This is a genomic window from Streptomyces sp. NBC_00647 (assembly GCF_045207245.1).
GTDB lineage: Bacteria > Actinomycetota > Actinomycetes > Streptomycetales > Streptomycetaceae > Streptomyces.
The window spans coordinates 5,031,199-5,052,151 of the sequence record NZ_CP109040.1 but is presented as its reverse complement, the minus strand read 5'-3'; the positions used below and the strand labels follow the sequence as shown (position 1 = coordinate 5,052,151).

Sequence of the window (20,953 nt, the reverse complement as noted above, 5' to 3'; positions counted from 1 at the left end):
TCAAGGGATGCGTACGGCTTCCTTCTGCCAGGTCTGCTGGAACGCGAACCGCGCCGCCTCCACCTCGTGCCGCTGGTCGGCGTGCAGCACACCGAGCGCGTACGCCGTGGCCGGCGCGATGCGCGGGGTGCGGGCCGCCGACGCCGCGGCGGCCGCCGCCTCCGCGGCGTCCCGGTGCCGGTTGAGCGCCTGGCCGGCGCCGAGCAGGCGTACGTCGACGGGGCACTCCCCGTGGTGCAGCACCTCGCGGGCGTAGCGGTGCAGCCGCAGCAGCAGCCGGACCTGGTGCCAGGGCGCGTCCTGCGGCTGGGGAGCGGTGTCGGCGGAGAGGCCGTGCACGAGGGCCTCCGCGTTGTAGGGGTGGCCCGCGGTGACCAGCGGCAGCGCGGTGACGGCGTCGGTCAGCCGGTCCCGGGCCGCGGCGGCCAGCGGGCGCAGGTCGGCCGAGTCCGCGGACGGGGTCAGCGGGACCTCGCTGGCGAGTACGGCGACGCTGTCGGCGACGGCGTGGAAGCGGGAGGAACCGAGCGCCTGGAGGGCCGCAGAGTGGGCGCGGGTCCGCGCGAGCGTCAGCTGGCGGTCGAGGAGCGCGCCCGCCTTCGCCGCGCCGATGGTCAGATTGCCCTTGGGGGCCGGGGCCCGTCCGGCCTGGGCGGGCAGCACGGCCGTGCCCGACAGCCGGTTCAGCGCGCCGAGCAGCCGCTCCAGGCGGGCGGCATAGGCGTGTTCGCGCGCCAGCGTGCCCGACAGCCAGGCAAGTTCGGGCCGCATCCCCTCCGACCAGTCCGCGTCGAGCAGCGGCCGGAAGGTGTGCAGGCTGCCGCTGATGCGGCGGGCGGAGCGGCGCAGGGAACGCGCCGCGTCGCCGGACTCCCCGGCACCGCTCGCCGCGGCACCGGTCTCCCGGTGCTGGCGCAGTGAGCGGAGGAACTCCGTGGCCTGGGACCGCAGATAGCCCGCCAGGGCGTCACCGATGGGGGCACCTCCCTCGTCGAGGGGGGCCGGGGCTGCCCTGGGGGCCGTCCCGGCCGCGGAGTCGGTGGGGGGATCAAGGTGCTGCTGTGCCACGCCGGCGCCTCCGGGCGTCTATGAGCATCTCCTGGACGTTCCGCAGGGGCTGGCCATCCGCGTCGGTCGCGTGTCGGGTCCACTCGCCGTCGGGGCCGAGGTGCCAGGAGGCCGTGGTGTCGGACATGCCGGTCTCCAGCAGCCGGTTGAGGGCTGCCCGGTGAGCCGGGTCGGTGACCCTGACCAGGGCCTCGATCCGCCGGTCGAGGTTGCGGTGCATCATGTCGGCGCTGCCGATCCACACCTCGGGTTCGCCGCCGTTGCCGAAGGTGAAGACCCGGGAGTGCTCCAGGAAGCGGCCGAGGACGGAGCGGACCCGTATGTTCTCGGACAGGCCCGTGACGCCGGGTCGGACGGCGCAGATTCCGCGCACCCAGATGTCGACCGGCACGCCGGCCTGGGAGGCGCGGTACAGCGAGTCGATGAGCGCCTCGTCCACCATCGAGTTGACCTTGATGCGGACGAAGGCGGGACGCCCGGCGTTGTGGTGCTGGACTTCCTTGTTGATCCGTGCGATCAGGCCGTCGCGCAGGGACTTGGGAGCGACGAGCAGACGGCGGTAGGTCTCGCGGCGCGAGTAGCCCGAGAGCCGGTTGAAGAGGTCGGAGAGGTCGGCGCCGACCTGCGGATCGGCGGTGAGCAGTCCCAGGTCCTCGTACAGCCGGGCGGTCTTCGGGTGGTAGTTGCCGGTGCCGACATGGGAGTAGCGGCGCAGGGTGTCGCCCTCCTGCCGGACCACGAGCGACAGCTTGCAGTGGGTCTTCAGACCGACGAGGCCGTACACCACGTGGCAGCCGGACTCCTCGAGCTTCCTGGCCCACTTGATGTTGGCCTGCTCGTCGAAGCGGGCCTTGATCTCGACCAGGACGAGGACCTGCTTGCCGGACTCGGCCGCGTCTATCAGCGCGTCCACGATCGGCGAGTCGCCGGAGGTCCGGTAGAGCGTCTGCTTGATGGCGAGCACGTCCGGGTCGGCCGCGGCCTGCTCCAGGAACGCCTGCACGGAGGTGGAGAAAGAGTCGTACGGGTGGTGCAGCAGGACGTCGCGCTCGCGCAGCGCGGCGAAGATGTCGGGCGGGGACGCCGACTCGACCTCCGCGAGATCGCGGTGGGTGCCCGCGATGAACTTGGGGTACTTCAGCTCGGGCCGGTCCAGGGCCCCTATGCCGAAGAGGCCGGTGAGGTCCAGGGGACCCGGCAGCGGGTACACCTCGGCCTCGGAGATCTTCAGTTCGCGTACGAGGAGATCGAGGACGTACCGGTCGATGGACTCCTCGACCTCGAGGCGCACCGGCGGACCGAAGCGGCGCCGCATGAGCTCCTTCTCCAGGGCCTGGAGCAGGTTCTCGGCGTCGTCCTCCTCGACCTCCAGGTCCTCGTTCCGGGTGAGGCGGAAGGTGTGGTGCTCCAGCACCTCCATGCCGGGGAAGAGCTCCTCCAGGTGGGCCGCGATCACGTCCTCGATGGGGACGTAGCGGTTCGGGGAGGCCTCCAGGAAGCGGGAGAGCAGCGGCGGGACCTTGACGCGTGCGAAGTGGCGGTGGCCGCTGACCGGGTTCCGTACGACGACGGCGAGGTTCAGGGACAGGCCCGAGATGTACGGGAAGGGGTGCGCGGGGTCGACCGCCAGCGGGGTCAGGACCGGGAAGATCTGGTGCCGGAAGAGAGTGAACAGGCGGGCCTGCTCCTTCTCGGTCAGCTCGCTCCAGCGGACCAGGTGGACGCCCTCCTCCGCGAGCGCGGGGGCCACGTCCTCCTGGTAGCAGGCCGCGTGCCGGGCCATGAGCTCGCGGGAGCGGGCCCAGATCATCTCCAGGACCTCGCGGGGCTGGAGGCCCGACGCGGACTTGGTGGCGACACCGGTGGCGATACGGCGCTTCAGGCCGGCCACCCGGACCATGAAGAACTCGTCCAGGTTGCTGGCGAAGATCGCCAGGAAGTTGGCGCGCTCCAGGAGGGGTGTGTTCGGGTCCTCCGCGAGTTCCAGAACGCGCTCGTTGAACGCCAGCCAGCTGCGCTCACGGTCCAGGAACCGGCCTTGCGGCAGCATGATCCCGTCCTGCACCGTGTCCTCGTACTCGTCGAGGTCGGCGTCGAGGTCGGGCTCCAGGTCGGAGACATTGGCGGCGACCGTGTGCGGACGATGCGCGGCGATGGAGCCGACGGAGGGCTGCGGGTGCTGCACGGGTGCCTGGGCGCTTGGCTGGTTCATGGACCCATTCTTCCGTGCCGAAGGCGAGACCGGCGCGTCGGAGAGGGCGGGGGCCAGCGCGGCGATGCGGAAATTCCCGTTCCGCATGGCTGGCGTACGCTCACTCCCCGTCGACGGTGAGGACTCGTTCTCCGGCGGGGGAGAAGGCTCGGGCAGGGCGGGCTGCATTCCCTGAGCGTCGCAAGGTCACCTGAATCGATGGTTACGGGGACATGACGTGCGGGCTATCGGGGGGCGGCTCCCGGACGTCCGCACGCCCGGGAACCGTGCACACACCCACCCCCGTGAGGTGCGTGCAGCCCCCGCCGCCACGGGTCACGGAGTGCGACGGCGCAACAGGTTGAACGCGGCGGCGGTCGCGAGTCCCACGACGGCCAGGAGCAGGCCGCTCTCCACGAGCTGGAGGGGCCAGAAGTGCGACTCGGGCTGATAGGTGGCCCAGAAATCGGTCAGTCCGGTTCTCTGCATGCACCGGCTGATCTCGCTGGAACCGTCGAGGCCGACGCAGGCCAGGTCGTTGCCCAGGCGCTCGCCGTTCCTCGTGACGGCACCGTTTTCGAGGGCCAGGGCGTCGGGCGGGAGGTGGAGGGCCGCCCGCCCGGTGACCGTCGAGGCGGGCCACAGGCTCATCCGGAACCGGTCCAGCACGTTGTACAGGACGAGCGTCACGGCGAACGCGGCTCCGGCGGCGGGCAGGGCCTTGCGCAGGACCAGGCCCGCGAGGGCGCCGAGGGTGAGACCGGCGAGGACGTACGCGACGGCGACCGGTCCGGTCGAGATGTAGGCGTCCGAGCCGTACCAGTGGCCGACCAGGGTCGGGTTGTCGTCGCGGCGGGCCCACACCTCGAGCAGGACCGCCAGTGTGGTGCCCGCGGTGAGCAGGGCGGCCGGGACGGCGAGCTTGGCGACCAGCCAGCGCACGGGGGTGACGGACTGGGTCCAGGCCAGCTGCGCCGTGCCGTTCTCCAGTTCGCGGCCGACCAGCGCGCCTCCCGCCCAGGCGGCCACCGGGAACATCAGATACGACACGGCGGTGGAGATCAGGCCGATGCCGATGCCGTAGGTCTCGTCCGTGCCGATGGCCCGGAGGTCCTCGCAGTCCGGCAGTCCGGTGCCCGGTGAGCCGCAGGGGCCGATGGCCGCGCGGGCGTCCGGGCCGATGACGTACATCCAGGTCAGGACCGCGGCGGTGGCCAGCAGCGCGGCGCCCCAGGCGTACAGGGCCGCGCGGTGCAGGCGCAGCACGGTCCAGGTGAGGCCGGACGGGCGGTGCAGGGTCGGGGCGCTCATGAGGTGGACGTCCTTTTCAGGACGCCGAAGGCGACGGCGACCAGGATCGCGGTGGCGGCCAGCAGGACACCCGTCTCCAGGAGCTGGCGGGGCCAGTAGTCGGGGGAGGGGAGGTACTCGCGGGTGAAGCCGACGACGTCGTGCCGGGCGAGACAGGGGCGGCTGTAGTAGCAGCCCGGGTCGGGGATCTCCGCGCCGGTGGAGGTGATCGCCCGGCTCCGGACGGAGAGCTCGGGCTGCTGGTAATCGCCCTGGAACGGCCAGGAGTTGGCGCGGAAGGCGATGGCCGCGGATTGGGCGATACCGGCGACGGCGAGGGCGGGCAGGGTGCGGCGCAGCACGAGACCGGCGAGAACGCCGACGGCCAGACCGAAGAGCGGCAGGGCGACCGTGCCCGGGCCGAGGGCGAAATAGAGGGCGCGCGGTCCGATGCCGGCCAGCAGGAGGTCGCTGTGGGCGGACCACAGCATCCGGTACAGCGCGACCAGCAGGCCCGTGCCCACGGTGATGAACAGCGCGGGCACCGCCAGTTTGGCGGCGAGCCAGCGGGCCGGGCTGACGGACTGGGTCCAGGCCAGCTGGGCGGTGCCGTTCTCCAGCTCGCGGGCGATCAGCGAGCCGCCCGCGAAGACGGCGACGGCGAACGAGGCGATGTTGAGCAGGGAGGCAGGGTCGTAGAAGAGGTCGTTGTAGGCGCCGGAAAAGGGGGAGCCGATGGTGCCGGCGGTCCAGGCGTCTCCTTGCACGCCCGCGTACCCGAAGGTGTCGAGCAGGTGCTGTGTGTGCGTGGCACCCGGGCCGTACAGCCACAGCAGCAGGCCGGCGGTGAGCACCACGAAGGCGGTCCAGATCCACAGGGCGGTGCGGTGCAGACGCAGGACCGTCCAGACCAGGCCGCTCGGCCTGGGCAGAGCGCGGCGCACGGGGGAGGTGAGGGTGGTGGCGCTCATCGGGTCACCGCCGTGGGGGTCGCGGTCGTGCCGGGCGTGAGCAGCGCCGGGGCCGAGGGGGAGCGCAGATGGGCGAGGAGCAGTTCCTCCAGGGACGGTGGCTCCGCCTCCCAGTGATCGTCCACCGGTCCGTCGGTGCGTATCAGGGCGGTGAGACCGCGGCCGGTGGCGCGGGACTCGACGACGAGGTGCGGTGCGAGGTCGGCGGGGGTGCCGCGTCCGGTCACCACGGTGTGCGCGAGGAGCAGGTCGTCCAGGCCGCCGCCGAGCCGGATGCGTCCGCCGCCCAGGAGCAGCAGGTGATCGCAGGCGTCGGCGAGTTCGGCGACGATGTGCGAGGACATCAGCACCGTGGTCCCGCGCTCGGCGGCGTCCGCCATCAGGGTGCCCAGCAGTTCGTGGCGGGCCAGCGGGTCCAGGTCGGCCATCGGTTCGTCCAGCAGCATCAGGTCGGGCCGCTTGCCCAGCGCGAGGGCGAGGGCCACGCGGGTCCGCTGGCCGCCGGACAGGCCCCTGACCCTGGCGCCGGGGTCGAGCGAGCCCTGTTCCACGATCGCCGCGGCGTGCGCGGCGTCCCAGCGGGCCGGGTTGAGTTCGGCGCCCAGACGCAGGGTCTCGGCGATCGTGAGCTGGGGGTGCAACGGCTTGTTCTGGGAGAGGTAGGCGATTCTCTCGCGTGCCTCGGCCGGGGTGGTGCCGAGCACGGTGAGCGTGCCGGCGGCGGGCCGCAGCAGTCCGGCCGCCACCGCCAGCAGGGTCGACTTGCCCGCGCCGTTGGGGCCGACGAGCGCGCTGATCCGCCCGGCCGGGAGGCGGAACGAGCAGTCGTCCAGCGCCGCGGCGGAGCGCCGGCCGTAGCGCACGCTGAGCCCGTGCGCCTCGACGGCGACGGTGGGGCGGGTGGTGCTGGTGGAACTCACTGGTCCCCCTTCGGGAAATGTGCGTCCAGTACGGAGCCGAACAGTGCTGCCACGTCCTCGCGGTCCAGGCCCGCCGAGCGGGCGCTCCGGGCCCAGGCCTCGAGCTCTTCGCGCAGAGGCGAGTCCGCCGGGGCGGCGCCGAGCGTTCTGCGGACGAAGGTGCCGAGGCCGCGCCTGGCCTCGACCAGGCCCTCGCGCTCCAGTTCGCGGTAGGCCTTCAGGACGGTGTTCGGATTGATGGCGGTGGCTTCCACGACCTCGCGGGCCGTGGGGAGCTTGTCGCCCGGTTCGAGGAGGCCGAGGCGCAGGGCCTGCTTGGTCTGCTGGACGATCTGGACGTAGGTGGCGACGCCGCTGCGCCGGTCGATGCGGTACGCGACCACTCGGACAACCACCCTTTCACTAATTGAGTAGTGAAAGGGTGGTGCAAGAGGGTGGTCGTCGTCAAGTGCGGGACGTCCGGACGGTGTTGCGCCGACGGTGGATCCGGCCGCCCACCAGGCACGCAACGGCGTTCGGAAATTCTTGGCCGAGGTGTGAACCGATCGGTGGGTCTCGTCCGATGAGGGGGTGTGAGGGAAACGAGAAGCGACGGAGAGCTGCTGCGGGCCATCGCAGCGGACGGGGACCGTCGCGCCTTCGAAGAGCTGTACCGGCGGTACGCGCCATGGCTGACCGCGCGGCTGCGCGGCCGGTGCGCCGACGCCGGGATCGTCGACGACGTCGTCCAGGAGACCTTCCTCGCGGTCTGGCGCGGCACCGCCCGCTACCGCGAGGAGGGCGACCCGGCCGGCTGGCTGTGGCGCATCGGCTCGCGGCGGCTCGTCGACTCGATGCGCGGCGACGGCGCGCGCGGCCGGCTCCGGAACGCGCTGGCCCGGCTCCGGCACCGCGACGAGGCCTCGGCCGAGGAGCGCGTGCTGGCAGCCGTCGAGCACGGCGACCTGGCGGGCGCGCTGACCAGGCTCTCGCCCGAACTCCGGTCGGTTCTCCAGGCCACGGTGATCGACGGGCTCAGCACCCGGGAAGCGGCCGTCCTGCTCGGTATTCCGCCGGGCACGGTCAAGACGCGGGCACTGCGTGCGCGCAAGCAGTTGCGGGAGGCGTTGGCATGAGCGACGACCGTCGCGGAAGCGATGGCAGCGACCTGAGCGGTGACAGCCGTACGGCCTGGCATGTGCCGGAGGAGGACCTCCGGGCCTATACGCGGGGCGACTTGACGCCGCCCCGCCTGTGGTCCGCCGACACCCACCTCGCCGCGTGCGCGCGGTGCCGCGAGGCGCTGGCCGCGTTCAGCGACCCGGCGGCCCTGGAAGCCGGCTGGGAGCGGCTCGACGCCGAGCTCGACGCTCCGCGTCCGGGTCCGGTCGAGTGGCTGCTCGTCCAGCTCGGCGTCGCCGACCACACGGCGCGGCTGCTGGCCGCCGCCCCCGTCCTGCGCCGTTCCTGGCTGGGCGCGGTCGCCGTCGTCCTCGTCATGACCGTGGCCGCGGCCAACACGGTGCAGGTCGCGAGCGCCCCCACCCTCTTTCTCGCCCTCGCGCCGCTGCTCCCGCTCGCCGGGGTCGCGCTGTCCTACAGTCCGGCGCTCGACCCGACCTACGAGATGGCGGTCGTCTCCCCCATGCACGGCTTCCGGCTCCTGATGATCCGCACGGTCGCGGTCCTCATCGTGGGCCTGGGGCTCAACGGCCTCGCGACCCTCGCCCTCCCCACCTACGGCCTGCACGCCCTGGCCTGGCTGCTGCCGGCCCTGGCCCTCACCGCGACCGGCCTCGCGCTCACCTCCCGGCTCGGTCCCGTCCTCGCCCCCTCCCTGGTCGGCGGCGGCTGGATCGCCCTGCTGGCCGTGGCCCGCGCGACCACGGAGCCCGACGCCACGCTCGCCCCGTTCACCGTGGCCGGGCAGGGCGTCGCCGGGGCCGTCGCGGCGCTGGCCGCCGGACTCCTCTACCTCGCGCGGGACCGGTTCGACGCGTCGCGCCTCCCGCTCACCGACTTCACCGACAGGAACGCCGCATGATCCCCACCGTCTCCGCCTCCGGGCTGACCCTCCGCTTCGGGGGGACGCTCGCCCTCGACGACGTCTCCGTCCGCCTCGGCGAGGGAGTCACCGGACTCCTCGGGCCCAACGGCGCGGGAAAGACCACCCTGTTGCGGGTGCTCGCCACCGCCGTGCCCGCCGACCGGGGCTCCTTCACCGTCCTCGGACACGACCCGGGCACCACCGCCGGACGCATGGACGTACGGCGCTCTCTGGGCTATCTGCCGCAGACGCCAGGGTTCCACCAGGACTTCTCGGCCTTCGAGTTCGTCGATTACGTGGCGATCCTCAAGGAGCTCACGGACCGCACCGCCCGGCACCGTGAGGTGCGCCGGGTACTGGAGGCCGTCGCCCTCTCCGATGTGCGCGGCAAGCGCATCAAGCGGCTGTCCGGCGGTATGCGCCAGCGGGTCGCGCTGGCCGCCGCGCTCGTCGGAGACCCCGGCTTCCTGGTCCTCGACGAGCCGACCGTCGGCCTCGACCCCGAGCAGCGCATGCGCTTCCGGGAGCTGATCGCCCAGGCCGGAGAAGGCCGCACCGTCCTGCTCTCCACCCATCAGACCGAGGACGTCGCGATGCTCTGCCACCAGGTGATCGTCATGGCCGGCGGCCGCATCCGCTTCGAGGGCACCCCCGCCGAGCTGACCGGACGAGCGGCTGGCCGGGTGTGGAGCAGCACCGAGCGCGATCCGGCCGCCAGAGCCGGATGGCGCACGGGCACGGGCGCCTTCCGCAATGTCGGCGACCCGCCCGAGGGCGCGGAACTGCTCGAACCAACCCTGGAGGACGGGTACTTGCTCACTCTCGACGGCGAGTCCGCGGAGGTGGCGGCATGAGCGCCACCACGGGCACGATCGCGCAGGCGGCTCCCACGGGGGTGGAGCCGCCTGCGCGGGGCCGGGAATCGAGGGCCGGCGCGGTCCTGGCCCTGGCCCGCTTCGAGGCGCGCGAACTGCTGCTCCAGATCCCGATCCTGGTCTTCCTCGCGCTGTACGTCGGCTTCACCGGCTGGACGCTGTTCTCCGGCGGCGAGGGCATGGACGACTTCCCGGTCCTCCAGGACGTCGACCGGTCCACCCAGGAAGCCCCCATACTCCTCGGCATCGCCCTGTTCGTCGGCGTCAACCGCGCGGTGCTGCGCTCCCGCCGGCAGTCCACCGACCGGCACTTCGACGTCCTGCCCATGGAGGGGTGGCGGCGCACGGTCGCGCACGCGCTGTCCGTGCTGCCGTTCGTCGCGATCACCGCACTGGTCGTCGGCTTCCAGTTCACCTGGTCGGCGCTGAAGCCGGGTGCCGTCGGCCACGGCTCACCCGCCGAACTGGCCGTGGGCCCCTTGGTGATCCTCCTGTCCGGTGTCCTCGGCGTCCTGCTCGCCCGGCTGATCCCGGTCGGGTTCATCGCACCGCCCTTCGTGATCGGCGCCTACGCCCTCACCGCCATGGTCTCCGCGTCCACGCAGGGAACGCACTGGGTGCGCTGGCTCGGACCGGTCGTCTCCGACCAGGGCGCCGACCCCTTCCCCTCCGAGCTGCTGGGCCGCCCGGCCGCCTGGCACGCGCTCTACCTGACGGGCCTCGCGGTCCTGCTGCTGTGCCTCGCCGTCCTGGTGAGCGGTGGCCGGACGCGCCTGGTCCAGGCGACGACCGTGGTCGCCCTCGCGGTGACGGCCGTCGGCGTGGTGGGACAGTCCCCCGACGAGCCGGCCTCACTGATCGCGGCCCGCACCAAGGCGTCCGCGACCCCGGAGAAGGTGCAGACCTGCGTCCGGCACGGACGGTCCACGTACTGCGCCTACCCGGAGTGGGCCGGCCGCACCGCCGACTGGGCGGAGGCCGTCGACCGCATCCAGTCCCGCGCGGGCGGTTCGGCCGGAGGCCGGCCGCTGACCGTGCGCCAGGTGATCGACGCCCGGTACGGCCTCCAGAGCGACGCCGCGATCCCCGCGTCCACCACACCGGGCGCCGTGACGGTCGGCACGCGCTGGGGCGGCAACCGCCTTCCCGAGTTCGCCGTCGGCGTCGCCTCGGTCCTGGTCGCGGGCGACCAGAACCGCGCCGGTGAGATGTGCGACGCCCGCGTGGTGACCACCATGTGGCTCGCGCTCAGCACACAGCCGGACCCGATGAAGTCCCTGCGCAGCGTCCGGCTCGACGACAGCATCGAGGGCTCCGCCATCGCGCTGACCCCCACGGAACCCGTCTCCATGTCGGCCCAGCAGACCACGGTGGTCCGCGAGTTGCTCCAGAAGCCGCACTACGGCGTGGCCGCCAAGGTGAAGGCCCACTGGACGGAGCTGACATCCGCGAAGACGTCCACGGCCCGGGTGGCCGAGTTGCTCGGAGTGCCGGCCGGAGGCAAGGGGACCGCGGCGGACAAGGAGAGCGGATCGTGCGGGGAGTAGCGGGAAGCACGGTCGCCGGGCGGTCGTCCGCGTATGTCGTGGCTCTCGCCCTTCTCGGCCCCGTGTGGCGGGGCCTGCCCCACAGGTCCCTGGCGACGGGAGCCGCCCTCGGGCTGCTGCTGGCCGGCGCTCCGCGGATGCTCTCCGATCCGGCCGACCCGTGGCTCTCCCTCAACCTGCTGCGGGCCGCCGCGCTCGCCTTCGGGCTGGGCCTGGCCTTCCTGCTGGACGATCCGGCCCGGCACGCCACGGCGGCGGTGCCGACCAGGCGTCCGGTGCGGACCGGGCTGCGGGTGGGGCTCGTCGTGCCGTTCACGGCGGTGTGGTGGACGGCCGCGCTGCTCCTCATACCCGACCAGGGCCGGCCCCCGGTGGGCGCGATCACCCTGGAGGCATCCGCCTTCGTCGTCCTCGCGCTGGCCGGCGCGCTCCTCGCTCTGCGGCACTCGGAAGCCACCGAACCGGGCATCGCGGTGTCCGCCGGACTCGTGGGCGCGTCCTTCGCCGCCGCCCTGCTGCTCCCCGACCGGTGGGCGCTCTTCGTGGCCACGTCCGACCCGGACTGGGGCGACGCGCACCGGCGCTGGGCGGGCGTGCTGGTCGTGGCGGCGCTGACGGGGGTGTGTTCCCTGACCGAACCCCTGCGGCGACGCCGGACAACCCTCCTTGCCCACCGCTGACTTCGTCTCCCGGTGCGGCGCCCGGAGCGGCGCTCGCGCGGCGGGCGGTCAGGACTCCGTTCGGTACATCAGGTCCGTCTCGTGGGTGACGAAGCCGAGGCGCTCGTAGACGGTGACCGCCGCCTTGTTGTCGGCGTCGACGTAGAGCATCGCGGTGGGCATCCGCTGCGCGGCGAGGTGGCGCAGTCCGATCGTGGTCAGCGCCTTGCCGAGGCCGCCGCCCTGGGAGCCGGGGCGCACACCGAGGACGTACACCTCGCCCAGCCCCTCCTCGGCGTGGACCTTGGTCCAGTGGAAGCCGACGAGTTCCTCGCCGCGGAAGGCGAGGAAGAAGCCGGCCGGGTCGAACCACGGCTCGGCCGTCCGGTCGTCCAGATCGCGCTGGGTGAGGGAGCCCTGCTCGGGGTGGTGCGCGAAGGCAGCGGCGTTCACGGCGAGCCAGGCGGCGTCGTCCTGTCCCGGCACGAAGGTCCGGACGGTCACGCCTTCCGGCAGCTTCGGTCCGGGCAGGTCGAGGCCCTCCAACGGGCGGCGCATCTGGCGCAGTTCGCGGAAGAGGGTGAGGCCGAGGACCTGGGCGAGATGCCGGGCGGCGGAGTGCCCGCCGTGCGCCCACACCCGCAGCCGCTTCCCGGACTCGTGGAGCATGGCCGAGCCGAGCGCCCGTCCGTGCCCGTGCCCGCGGTGCGCCGGGTGGACGACCAGCTCGGCGGCAGGGGCCTCGACCGGATCGGTGTCCTCCAGCTGTGCGTAGCCGACCAGTTCGTCGCCGAGGGTCAGCAGCAGATGCCGGACGCCCTCACGGCTCCCGCCCTTCAGCTGGAGCCGCCCCTGCTCGGACACCGCCTGCTGCCCGTCGGTCCTGGCGGCCTCCGACAGCAGCCGGAGCACATCCTCGGCCTGATCCGAGGTGAGCACGGAGTAGGTCTCGATGGAGCGGGTGAGAGCGGAGGGTGCCGCGTCGTCGCTGGTCATGGATACGAGGGTACGGCTCGGTGATGGGGGGACAAGGAGTTGGCCGGGGTGGATGTGGATCGTGGCGGAGAGGGAGAAGCCGAGAGGGCGGTGACGTGCCCGTCGGTCTCCGGTGAGGCGATGGCAATCACTCCGTAACCCCGAAACCCCTTTTGCGCTACGCGCGTTGATTCTAAAGTGCGTGCAAAAGCCACGGCTGTCACTCGGCCCGCCCGGTTCGCACTGCACGCATCATGTGCGGGACCGGCGGTACGCACCACCCGCTTCACCCGCGCCACCTGCGGGGCCCGCACACCACGCACCGCGTGCGGGGCCGGCAGTTCGCACAGCCCGCACCACCCGCGAGTCCCGCAGAGCAGCGCCACCGCGGGGCCCGACGGCCCGCACCGCACGCACCACCCGCTCGGCTCGCGCACGTCACACCGCTCTCGCATCTCACCGTTCTCCAGGGGGAACCATGCCGCCCACGTTCCGGCACAGACGCACGCATCGCCTTCTCGCGGCAGCCGCCGGCCTCGCCACCGTCGGTGCGCTGGCCGCGGCGATGCCCGCGAGCGCGCACCAGGACAAGGCGACTCCGCTGCACCACCACGGCAGCGGCCGCTACCAGGACGTCCAGCTGCTGTCCTTCAACGACCTGCACGGCAACCTGGAGCCGCCGACCGGTTCCTCCGGGCGGGTCACGGAGCTGGCGGCGGACGGTACGACGAAGACCATCGACGCCGGTGGTGTCGAGTACCTGGCCACGCATCTGCGCAACGCCCGCAAGGACAACAAGTACTCGATCACCGCGGCCGCAGGTGACATGGTCGGCGCCTCCCCGCTGATCTCCGGCCTCTTCCACGACGAGCCCACCATCGAGGCGCTCAACGGCCTCGACCTCGATGTCACTTCGGTCGGCAACCACGAGTTCGACGAGGGCGCCAAGGAGCTGGCCCGGCTCCAGAAGGGCGGCTGCCACCCGACGGACGGCTGTTACGGCGGCGAGGAGTTCGGCGGCGCCGACTTCCCCTACCTCGCGGCGAACGTCACCGACGAGAAGACCAAGAAGCCGGTCCTCAAGCCCTACTGGGTGTGGAAGAAGAACGGCGTCAAGGTCGGCTTCATCGGCGTCACGCTGGAGGGCACGCCGAACATCGTCTCCGCCGAGGGCGTCAAGGGCCTGAAGTTCGGCGACGAGGTCGAGACGATCAACAAGTACGCCAAGGAGCTCCAGCGCCAGGGCGTGAAGTCGATCGTCGCGCTGATCCACGAGGGTGGAGCGCCCGCGTCGACGGCGTACAACTACGACTGCGACAGCCCCGGCGCCGGAGACGGCATCTCCGGGCCGATCGTGGACATCGCCAAGAACGTCACGCCGGCCGTCGACGCGCTGGTCACCGGTCACACCCACCAGGCGTACGCGTGCACCATCCCCGACCCGGCGGGCAAGCCCCGCATGGTCACCTCGGCCTCCTCCTTCGGCCGGCTCTACACGGACACCACGCTGACGTACGACCGCTGGACCGGTGACATCGCCCGTACGGCGGTGAAGTCCGCGAACCACGTGGTCACCCGTGACGTCGCGAAGGCCGCCGACATGACGTCGCTCATCACCAAGTGGAAGGCGCTCTCCGCGCCGGTCGCCTCGCGTCCCATCGGCTACATCGCGGGCGAGATCGGCAACGTGGGGACCGAGTCCCCGATGGGCGACCTGATCGCCGACGCGCAGCTCGCGTACGCCAAGTCGGTCGACGCCGAGGCCGACCTCGCGGTGATGAACCCGGGCGGCATCCGCGCCGGGCTCACGTACGCGGCGAGCGGCGGTGAGGGCGACGGAGTGGTGACCTTCGGGGAGGCGTACACGGTCCAGCCCTTCGCCAACACCGTCAACCTGGTCGACCTCACCGGCGCCCAGGTCGTCACCGCACTCCAGCAGCAGGTCAGCGGCGCCAACGAGGCCGCCCCGAAGATCCTCCAGATCTCCAAGGGCCTGACCTACACGCTCGACCTGACCAAGACCGGCGCGGCGCGTGTCGTCGCCGACTCGGTCAAGCTCAATGGCGCGGCGATCGATCCGGCCGCCACCTACCGCGTCGCGATGAACTCCTTCCTCGCGGGCGGCGGCGACGGCTTCGCCGAGCTCGGCAAGGGCGCCAACGTCCGTGTCGGCGGCGACGACCTGGCTGCCCTGGAGACCTACCTGACGGCCAACTCCGCTGCCGCCACGCCGTACCCGGTGCCGGCTGCGGACCGGATCACGGTCGTCAAGTAGCCACGTCGGCGGACCGGGACGCGGAAGCACCGCGCCCCGGTCCGCGGAAGCACCGCACCCCGGTCCGCCGAAGGCGACGCGGATCGTGGAGTTGATCGTGAAGTTGATCGCATACGGGCGGTAGCGGTTGCGGGCAGGGGCGGTGCGCATGGTCGGATGAGACGATGCGTACCCCCCACCGCATGACAACGCATCCCTTTCCGAACCCGTACGAAGAACTGGGCGCCCTCGATGACGGAGGGCCGTTGGAGGAGTTCCTCCACGAGGACCGGCCGCCGGACGAGCCGTCGCGAGAGCCGACGGAGGAACCGGACGACGGCTGGTCCCCGCCCAACCACCGCCGCGGCAGCAGGCGCCGCCGCAAACGCCTCGCCGGACTTCCGTTCGCGGTGAAGGCGACCGCACTCGTCCTGTCCCTCACCGCGGTCCTCGCTCTGGCCGATCGCTGGGCGCTGCTGTACGCCGAGCACCGGGCGGCGGACCGGGTCAAGGACCAGCTGCATCTGACCGCCGCGCCCGAGGTCGAGATCGGGGGCTTCCCCTTCCTCACCCAGCTCGCCCGCGGCCGGCTGGACTCCCTGAAAGTGACCGTGCCCGACGTGGCCGCGGACCGGGTCTCCCTGGCGAAGGTGTCGGCCACGGCGACGGACGTACGGCTCGACGGCGACGGCCCGACCAGCGTGCGCGGCGCCCGCATCCCCCGGCTGCGCGGTGAGGTTCTGCTCTCCTTCGACGATCTGAACCGTGAACTGGGCGCGTCGCAGGTGACGTTCACCGGACACGGCCGTGACCGGGTGCGGGCGCGCGGCACACTGCCCGTCGCCGGACACGATCTGTCGCTCAGGGCCGACGCGCGTATCCGGCGTGACGGCGCCCGCGGCATCTCCACCCGCATCGGCGGAATGCGCCTGGACATCGGCGACTTGGCGACGTACCGCCCCGGCCGGCGCGCCTCGGAGGGCCTCCACCTCACCCGCGCCACGGCCGCCCGGCTCGGCGAGGAGACCGCGAAGGCGCGGGCCCTGCTCTCCGTCCCGTCGATCGTCCGCAGGCTCGGCGTACCCGACGCGGCGGTGCGCGAGGCGCTGCGCGACGACACGAAGCTCGCGACCCTGACGGGAGCGCCCGCCTTCGTCCACCGGGCGATGCGGCTGAACCTTCTCGATGTGGCGGCGGCCCACCCGGAGCTCCTTCGGCGGCTGGGCTTCGACCCGAACCTGCTCAAGGGCCTGACCCGTCTCACGCGCCCCGTTCTCGCCGACCGGCTCTCGCTGGGATTCCGGCTGCCGCATCCGGCGGACGGGGCGGTTCGGCTGCGGGACGTACGGGTGGAGCGGGACGGGATACGGGTCGAGGTGTCGGGCGCGGACCTGCGGCTCGGGCACTGAGCGGGCGCTCACGAATTCAATGACCTGGCAATTGCCTCGGTAAATTCCAGGTGAGTTCGGTAATAAAGTCCGTGTGAGTCGCTGATCCGTTCCTCCAGGCGCCTGAGAATTCCTTTCAGTCGCAATTCATCGAGGTCTCAGCCGATTTGGTCATTTCCGGGGTTCGAGGTCCCGTAGTGTTTTGCATGTCGAAAGCGAACAGCGCGAACGGCAAAGGTAATTCACCCGCACGGAAGAAGGAGAACCCATGAGCTTCCACAAGATCGTCCCGGTCAAGAAGCACCACAAGGACGCTCCCAAGCGGGCGGCCAAGCCGGCGCCGAAGCCCGCCGCCAAGAAGGCCGCCGCTCCGAAGCGGCGCCCGGTGGGCCGTCAGGGCCGCTAGCAGCCACCACGAGGCGGGGCCCCGGAATTGTCCGGTGCCCCGCCTCGGCCATGTCCGAAGGGAGTTGAATCCGTATGCGGGACGTCAGGGAGGCATTCGCGCGTTTCTGGCCGCTGACACGCGGAGACCGCAAATGGCTGGTGCTGATCATCGGCTGCGTGATCGCGGCGGCACTCGCCGAGACCGCCTCGATCCTGCTCTTCGCGGAACTCACCGACCACGCCTTGAAGGCGGGGTCGCTGTCCGCGTTCTGGGGACCCGCCGGGGCCTGGCTCGGGGTCGCCGTACTCGGCGCGCTCGTCGGCTTTCTCGGCAACTCGCTCGCCGTGTGGACCGCGGAGAGATTCGTCCTGAGGCTCCGGGCCGGTGTCTTCAGGCACGTCCAGGATCTGCCGCCGCACTTCTTCCAGAAGCACCGTCGGGGCGACCTGGTCGAGCGGCTCACCGGAGATGTCGAGGCCATCGAGCAGTTGGTCGTCTCGGGCGTGGTCGGCACGGTCTCCGCGGCCTTCTCCGCCGTCTTCTACGCCGCCGCGGCCCTCTGGCTGCGCTGGGACCTCGCGCTGGTCACCTTCGTCCTCGCCCCGCTCTTCCTCGTCGTGGCCCGCCGGTTCTCCGGGCGGATCAGGACCGCCGCCCAGGAGGAACGGGCCGCCGACGGCGCGATCACCTCTGTCGTCGAGGAGTCGCTCGCCAACGTGGTGCTGACGCAGGCGTACAACCGGCGCGGCGCCGAGGAGAAGCGGCTCGACCGCGAGGCACGTGCCTGGATGCGGGCGTCCGTGCGCGGGGCGCGGGCGAGCGAGATGTACGAGCAGTTCGTCGAGGTCGTCGAGACGTTCTGCGTGCTCGCCGTGATCGGGCTCGGTGCCTGGGAGATCTCCCAGGGGCGCATGTCGCTCGGGCAGCTGCTCGCCTTCGCGGCCTTCCTCGGGTACCTGTATCCGCCGATCCGCAATCTGGGGCAGCTCGGGCTCACCCTCACCGCCGCGACCGCGGGCGCCGAGCGGCTCCAGGAGATCCTGGACGCGCGCCCGGCGGTCATGGACCCCGCCGAACCCGTCCCCGCCTGGCCCGTACGCGGCCGGGTCGCCTTCCACGGCACGTCGTTCCGCTACCCGGGCGCCGGGCGGGACACCCTGCACGGGGTGACGTTCACTGCGAGTCCCGGCGAACTGGTCCTCGTCACCGGCCCGAGCGGCGCCGGGAAATCGACGCTGTCCAAGCTCCTGACCCGTTTCTACGACCCCACGGCGGGCGTCATCAGCCTGGACGGCGTGCCGCTGACCGACGTATCCCTGCCGTTCCTGCGCGAGAGCGTGGCGCTGCTGCCCCAGGAGACCCTGATCCTGCGCGGCACCGTCCGCGAGAACATCGCCTGCGGACGTCCGGGAGTCTCTCCCGCCGATGTCGAACGCGCCGCCGCCGACGCCGTCGCGCACGAGTTCATCAGCGCCCTGCCCGAGGGGTACGACACCGAGATCGCACCCGGCACGGCCACGCTTTCCGGCGGGCAGCTCCAGCGCATCGCCATCGCCCGCGCCATGCTGCGCGGCGCACCCGTCCTGGTCCTCGACGAGCCCACGGCCGGGCTCGACTCGGTTGCCGCGCGACGCGTGGTGAAGCCGTTGCGCCGGCTGATGGAGGGCCGTACGACCATCATGATCACGCACGATCTGTCACTGGCGCCCGACGCCGACCGGATCCTGGTCGTGGACGGCGGACGCCTGGTGGAGGCCGGCACCCATGACGAACTGATGGCACACGACGGGATGTACGCCCGCCTGGCGACACCCGGGTCGACACAGGCACAGGCACAGGCACAGGCGCCGGCGCCGGCGTCCGTACCGGTCTCGCCCCTGGCCTGACAGGGGGAGACGAACGGGCCCCGTGAGACGAACGAGCCCCCACCCGGAGTCGGGTGGGGGCTCGTTCGGGGGAGTGCCCGCTACGGCATCTCGGGCGGAGCCGTCGGAGCTCCCGGAAGCCGTACGACCGCGATCGTGCCGCCGCCGTCCGCGGGGCGCAGCGACACCTCGCCGCCGGACTGCTGGACGGTGCGGGCCACGATGGACAGACCGAGGCCCGAGCCGGGGAGGGCCCGCGCGTCGGGGGAACGCCAGAAGCGGTCGAAGACGTGCGGGAGTTCGTCGGTGGGGATGCCGGGACCGTGGTCGCGCACGGTCAGCTCGCCGTCCTTCAGCCGGACGTCGATCGTGCCGCCCCCGGGGCTGAACTTCACCGCGTTGTCGAGGATGTTCACGATCGCCCGCTCCAGCGCGGAGGGCTCCGCCCGGACGTACCAGGGCTCCAGATCGGCCGTGATCGTCAGTTCCGGGCCGCGCAGCCGGGCCCTGCGCAGGGCCGCTTCCACGGTGTCCTGGAGCGCCACGACCTCCGCACGGTCGGCCGGGTGCCCGGCGTCCGAGCGCGACAGCGTCTGAAGGTCGCCGATCAGCGCCGCCAGCTCGGTCATCTGCGCGGTCACCGAGGCGAGCAGGGCCTTGCGGTCCGCCGGGGGGATCGGGCGGCCGATCTCCTCGCTGCGGGTGAGGAGTTCGATGTTCGTGCGGAGCGAGGTGAGCGGCGTCCGCAGTTCGTGCCCGGCGTCGGCGATGAGCTGCTGCTGGACCTCGCGCGAGGTGGCGAGGGAGGCGGTCATCGAGTTGAAGGAACGGGAGAGCCGGGCGATCTCGTCGTCGCTCTCCTCGTCCACGGGGATGCGGATGGTGAGGTCCTCGGTCCGGGCGACGTGTTCCACGGCGTCGGTGAGTTCGTCGACCGGGCGAAGCCCGGCGCGGGCGACCCAGAGGCCCACGGCTCCGGCGCCGACCACTCCGATGCCGGAGACGAGAAGCAGGACCAGCGCCAGGTCGTTGAGCGTGGACTGGGTGCTCTTCAGCGAGACGGCGATCATGAGACCCACGTTGGGGCCGGGCTGCGCATCGGCCGTGGTGGTGGCCAGCGGCTGAAGCATCACGCGTACCGCGTTGCCGTCCTGGTCGGTGCCGTCGCGGAAGTAGGCCTTGTCGAGGTCGCCGCTCTTGATCGCGGTCCTGTCGGACTGGGTGACCTTGACCTTGCCGACGGAATTGTCGAGAACGCAGGCCGTTCCGTCTTCCTTGACCACCTGGACGTAGTTGTTCCGGAAGGGGGGAACAGCGGTGTCCGGGGTCGCGGTGCAGTTGTTGAGGGCGCTGACGATCGCGGGCGTCGGGGCTCTCATGCCCCTCTTCAGATCGTTGTTGACCTGCTCGTACAGCTTCCCCTGCACGATGAACCAGCAGGTGACCGAGACCGTCGCGACCCCGAACGCCACGGCCGCGGCAACCAGAAGCGACAGCCGGGCCCGGATGGGCAGGGACCGGAACCGGCGCAGTACCTTTCTCACTCCGCGCCACCGGACCGCAGCACGTACCCCACGCCCCGCACCGTGTGGACCAGGCGCGGCTCGCCGGCCGCCTCCGTCTTGCGGCGCAGGTACATGACGTACACGTCGAGCGAGTTCGACGACGGCTCGAAGTCGAAGCCCCAGACGGCCTTCAGGATCTGCTCGCGGGTGAGGACCTGGCGCGGGTGGGCCAGGAACATCTCCAGCAGGGTGAACTCGGTGCGGGTGAGCTCCACCGGGCGCCCCGCACGGGTGACCTCGCGCGTCGACAGGTCCATACGCAGGTCGCCGAAGGTCAGCGCGTCGTCCTCGGGGACCGCACCCGTCGACGCCGCGTACGAGCTGCGCCGAAGCAACGCCCTGATGCGGGCGAAGAGTTCGTCGAGCTCGAAGGGCTTGACGAGATAGTCGTCCGCCCCGGCGTCCAGCCCCGTGACCCGGTCACCGACCGTGTCACGGGCCGTCAGCATGAGGATCGGCGTGGTCGTGCCCGCGCCGCGCATCCGGCGGGCCGCCGTGAGGCCGTCCATGCGGGGCATCTGGATGTCGAGGACGACCAGGTCGGGCTGGTAGGCCGTCGCCTTCTCCAGGGCGTCCGCGCCGTCGACCGCGACCTCGGTGTCGTACCCCTCGAAGGCGAGGCTGCGCTTGAGTGCGTCGCGCACGGCCGGCTCGTCGTCGACGATCAGGATGCGCTGGGTGTCACGGTCGCCTTCGGCGGAGCTCATGGGTGTGGGTTCCTCGAGTGGGATGGGTCGTGATCGGGTGCTTTCAGCCTCGCACGTTCCTGGCTGTCCCGGAATGGATCAGCTTCGTACGGTACGGCGGTGGGCGGAGGCCCGGTGCGCGGCGGGCCGGGAGACGGCGGGGGCCAGTTCCGGGGCCCGCCGCGCGGGGGTGTGCAGCTCGCGGGTGACCGCGAGGGCGAGGCGGAGTCCGGCCGGGTCGCCGTCGCTGTCCGAGGCGGTGTGCGCGACGTGCTGGATCATCAT

Annotated in this window: 19 protein-coding genes; 9 read left to right on the top strand and 10 right to left on the bottom strand. The window is 71.9% G+C overall.

Features of this window, described 5'->3' with window-relative positions:
* The 6 genes from OG788_RS22110 to OG788_RS22085 all read right to left on the bottom strand — a co-directional run bounded on the left by OG788_RS22110 (position 1) and on the right by OG788_RS22085 (position 6,823).
* Positions 1–1,068 (bottom strand): CHAD domain-containing protein, encoded by a 1,068-nt coding sequence (locus OG788_RS22110; RefSeq protein ID WP_351536980.1) that lies wholly within the window; start codon positions 1,066–1,068, stop codon positions 1–3.
* Positions 1,049–3,280 carry an RNA degradosome polyphosphate kinase gene (locus OG788_RS22105; protein ID WP_351536983.1) on the bottom strand — a complete coding sequence of 744 codons (2,232 nt, stop codon included), beginning with the start codon at positions 3,278–3,280 and terminating at the stop codon, positions 1,049–1,051. Before OG788_RS22105 ends, OG788_RS22110 begins: the two co-directional genes overlap by 20 nt.
* 315 nt (positions 3,281–3,595) lie before the next feature.
* The gene (locus tag OG788_RS22100; protein WP_406372953.1) at positions 3,596–4,570 is read right to left on the bottom strand and encodes a hypothetical protein; all 975 of its coding nucleotides are present in this window, start codon (positions 4,568–4,570) and stop codon (positions 3,596–3,598) included.
* Positions 4,567–5,520 carry a hypothetical protein gene (locus OG788_RS22095; RefSeq protein WP_406372951.1) on the bottom strand — a complete coding sequence of 318 codons (954 nt, stop codon included), beginning with the start codon at positions 5,518–5,520 and terminating at the stop codon, positions 4,567–4,569. Before OG788_RS22095 ends, OG788_RS22100 begins: the two co-directional genes overlap by 4 nt.
* Positions 5,517–6,440, bottom strand: coding sequence for an ABC transporter ATP-binding protein (locus tag OG788_RS22090; protein WP_406372950.1), 924 nt, complete (start codon positions 6,438–6,440; stop codon positions 5,517–5,519). The genes OG788_RS22095 and OG788_RS22090 overlap by 4 nt, the downstream gene beginning before the upstream one ends.
* A complete protein-coding gene (locus OG788_RS22085) occupies positions 6,437–6,823 on the bottom strand; it encodes a GntR family transcriptional regulator (RefSeq protein WP_351536997.1) in 387 nt (128 codons plus the stop codon). Before OG788_RS22085 ends, OG788_RS22090 begins: the two co-directional genes overlap by 4 nt.
* 189 nt (positions 6,824–7,012) lie before the next feature.
* Between OG788_RS22085 and OG788_RS22080 the strand changes: the two genes are divergently transcribed.
* Genes OG788_RS22080 through OG788_RS22060 form a run of 5 tightly spaced genes read left to right on the top strand, consistent with a single transcriptional unit; the run spans position 7,013 to position 11,568 of the window.
* Positions 7,013–7,555: an RNA polymerase sigma factor gene (locus OG788_RS22080; protein ID WP_406372948.1), complete on the top strand. Its 543-nt coding sequence runs from the start codon at positions 7,013–7,015 to the stop codon at positions 7,553–7,555.
* A complete protein-coding gene (locus tag OG788_RS22075; protein ID WP_406372946.1) occupies positions 7,552–8,463 on the top strand; it encodes a zf-HC2 domain-containing protein in 912 nt (303 codons plus the stop codon). Before OG788_RS22080 ends, OG788_RS22075 begins: the two co-directional genes overlap by 4 nt.
* Positions 8,460–9,320 (top strand): ABC transporter ATP-binding protein, encoded by an 861-nt coding sequence (locus tag OG788_RS22070; protein ID WP_406372945.1) that lies wholly within the window; start codon positions 8,460–8,462, stop codon positions 9,318–9,320. Before OG788_RS22075 ends, OG788_RS22070 begins: the two co-directional genes overlap by 4 nt.
* A complete protein-coding gene (locus OG788_RS22065; protein ID WP_406372943.1) occupies positions 9,317–10,888 on the top strand; it encodes an ABC transporter permease in 1,572 nt (523 codons plus the stop codon). The genes OG788_RS22070 and OG788_RS22065 overlap by 4 nt, the downstream gene beginning before the upstream one ends.
* Positions 10,876–11,568, top strand: coding sequence for an ABC transporter (locus OG788_RS22060; RefSeq protein ID WP_406372942.1), 693 nt, complete (start codon positions 10,876–10,878; stop codon positions 11,566–11,568). Before OG788_RS22065 ends, OG788_RS22060 begins: the two co-directional genes overlap by 13 nt.
* 48 nt (positions 11,569–11,616) lie before the next feature.
* Here the strand turns inward: OG788_RS22060 and mshD are convergent, their stop codons facing one another.
* Entirely contained in the window at positions 11,617–12,543 is a 927-nt protein-coding gene (mshD, locus tag OG788_RS22055; RefSeq protein WP_406372940.1) for a mycothiol synthase, read from the bottom strand.
* Between the two features lie 457 nt (positions 12,544–13,000).
* Between mshD and OG788_RS22050 the strand changes: the two genes are divergently transcribed.
* The 4 genes from OG788_RS22050 (at position 13,001) to OG788_RS22035 (ending at position 18,438) form a co-directional block, all read left to right on the top strand.
* Positions 13,001–14,797 (top strand): bifunctional metallophosphatase/5'-nucleotidase, encoded by a 1,797-nt coding sequence (locus OG788_RS22050; RefSeq protein WP_406372939.1) that lies wholly within the window; start codon positions 13,001–13,003, stop codon positions 14,795–14,797.
* Between the two features lie 164 nt (positions 14,798–14,961).
* The gene (locus OG788_RS22045) at positions 14,962–16,185 is read left to right on the top strand and encodes a DUF2993 domain-containing protein (protein WP_406372937.1); all 1,224 of its coding nucleotides are present in this window, start codon (positions 14,962–14,964) and stop codon (positions 16,183–16,185) included.
* Positions 16,186–16,432: 247 nt separating this feature from the next.
* The gene (locus OG788_RS22040) at positions 16,433–16,570 is read left to right on the top strand and encodes a hypothetical protein (protein ID WP_351537020.1); all 138 of its coding nucleotides are present in this window, start codon (positions 16,433–16,435) and stop codon (positions 16,568–16,570) included.
* A 74-nt stretch (positions 16,571–16,644) separates the two neighbouring features.
* The gene (locus OG788_RS22035; protein ID WP_406372935.1) at positions 16,645–18,438 is read left to right on the top strand and encodes an ABC transporter ATP-binding protein; all 1,794 of its coding nucleotides are present in this window, start codon (positions 16,645–16,647) and stop codon (positions 18,436–18,438) included.
* Positions 18,439–18,518: 80 nt separating this feature from the next.
* Here OG788_RS22035 and OG788_RS22030 read toward each other — a convergent pair whose 3' ends face one another.
* The 3 genes from OG788_RS22030 to OG788_RS22020 all read right to left on the bottom strand — a co-directional run bounded on the left by OG788_RS22030 (position 18,519) and on the right by OG788_RS22020 (position 20,953).
* The gene (locus tag OG788_RS22030) at positions 18,519–19,961 is read right to left on the bottom strand and encodes an ATP-binding protein (RefSeq protein ID WP_406372934.1); all 1,443 of its coding nucleotides are present in this window, start codon (positions 19,959–19,961) and stop codon (positions 18,519–18,521) included.
* Positions 19,958–20,689: a response regulator transcription factor gene (locus tag OG788_RS22025; RefSeq protein WP_351537028.1), complete on the bottom strand. Its 732-nt coding sequence runs from the start codon at positions 20,687–20,689 to the stop codon at positions 19,958–19,960. Before OG788_RS22025 ends, OG788_RS22030 begins: the two co-directional genes overlap by 4 nt.
* A 78-nt stretch (positions 20,690–20,767) precedes the next feature.
* Positions 20,768–20,953, bottom strand: coding sequence for a hypothetical protein (locus OG788_RS22020; protein WP_406372933.1), 186 nt, complete (start codon positions 20,951–20,953; stop codon positions 20,768–20,770).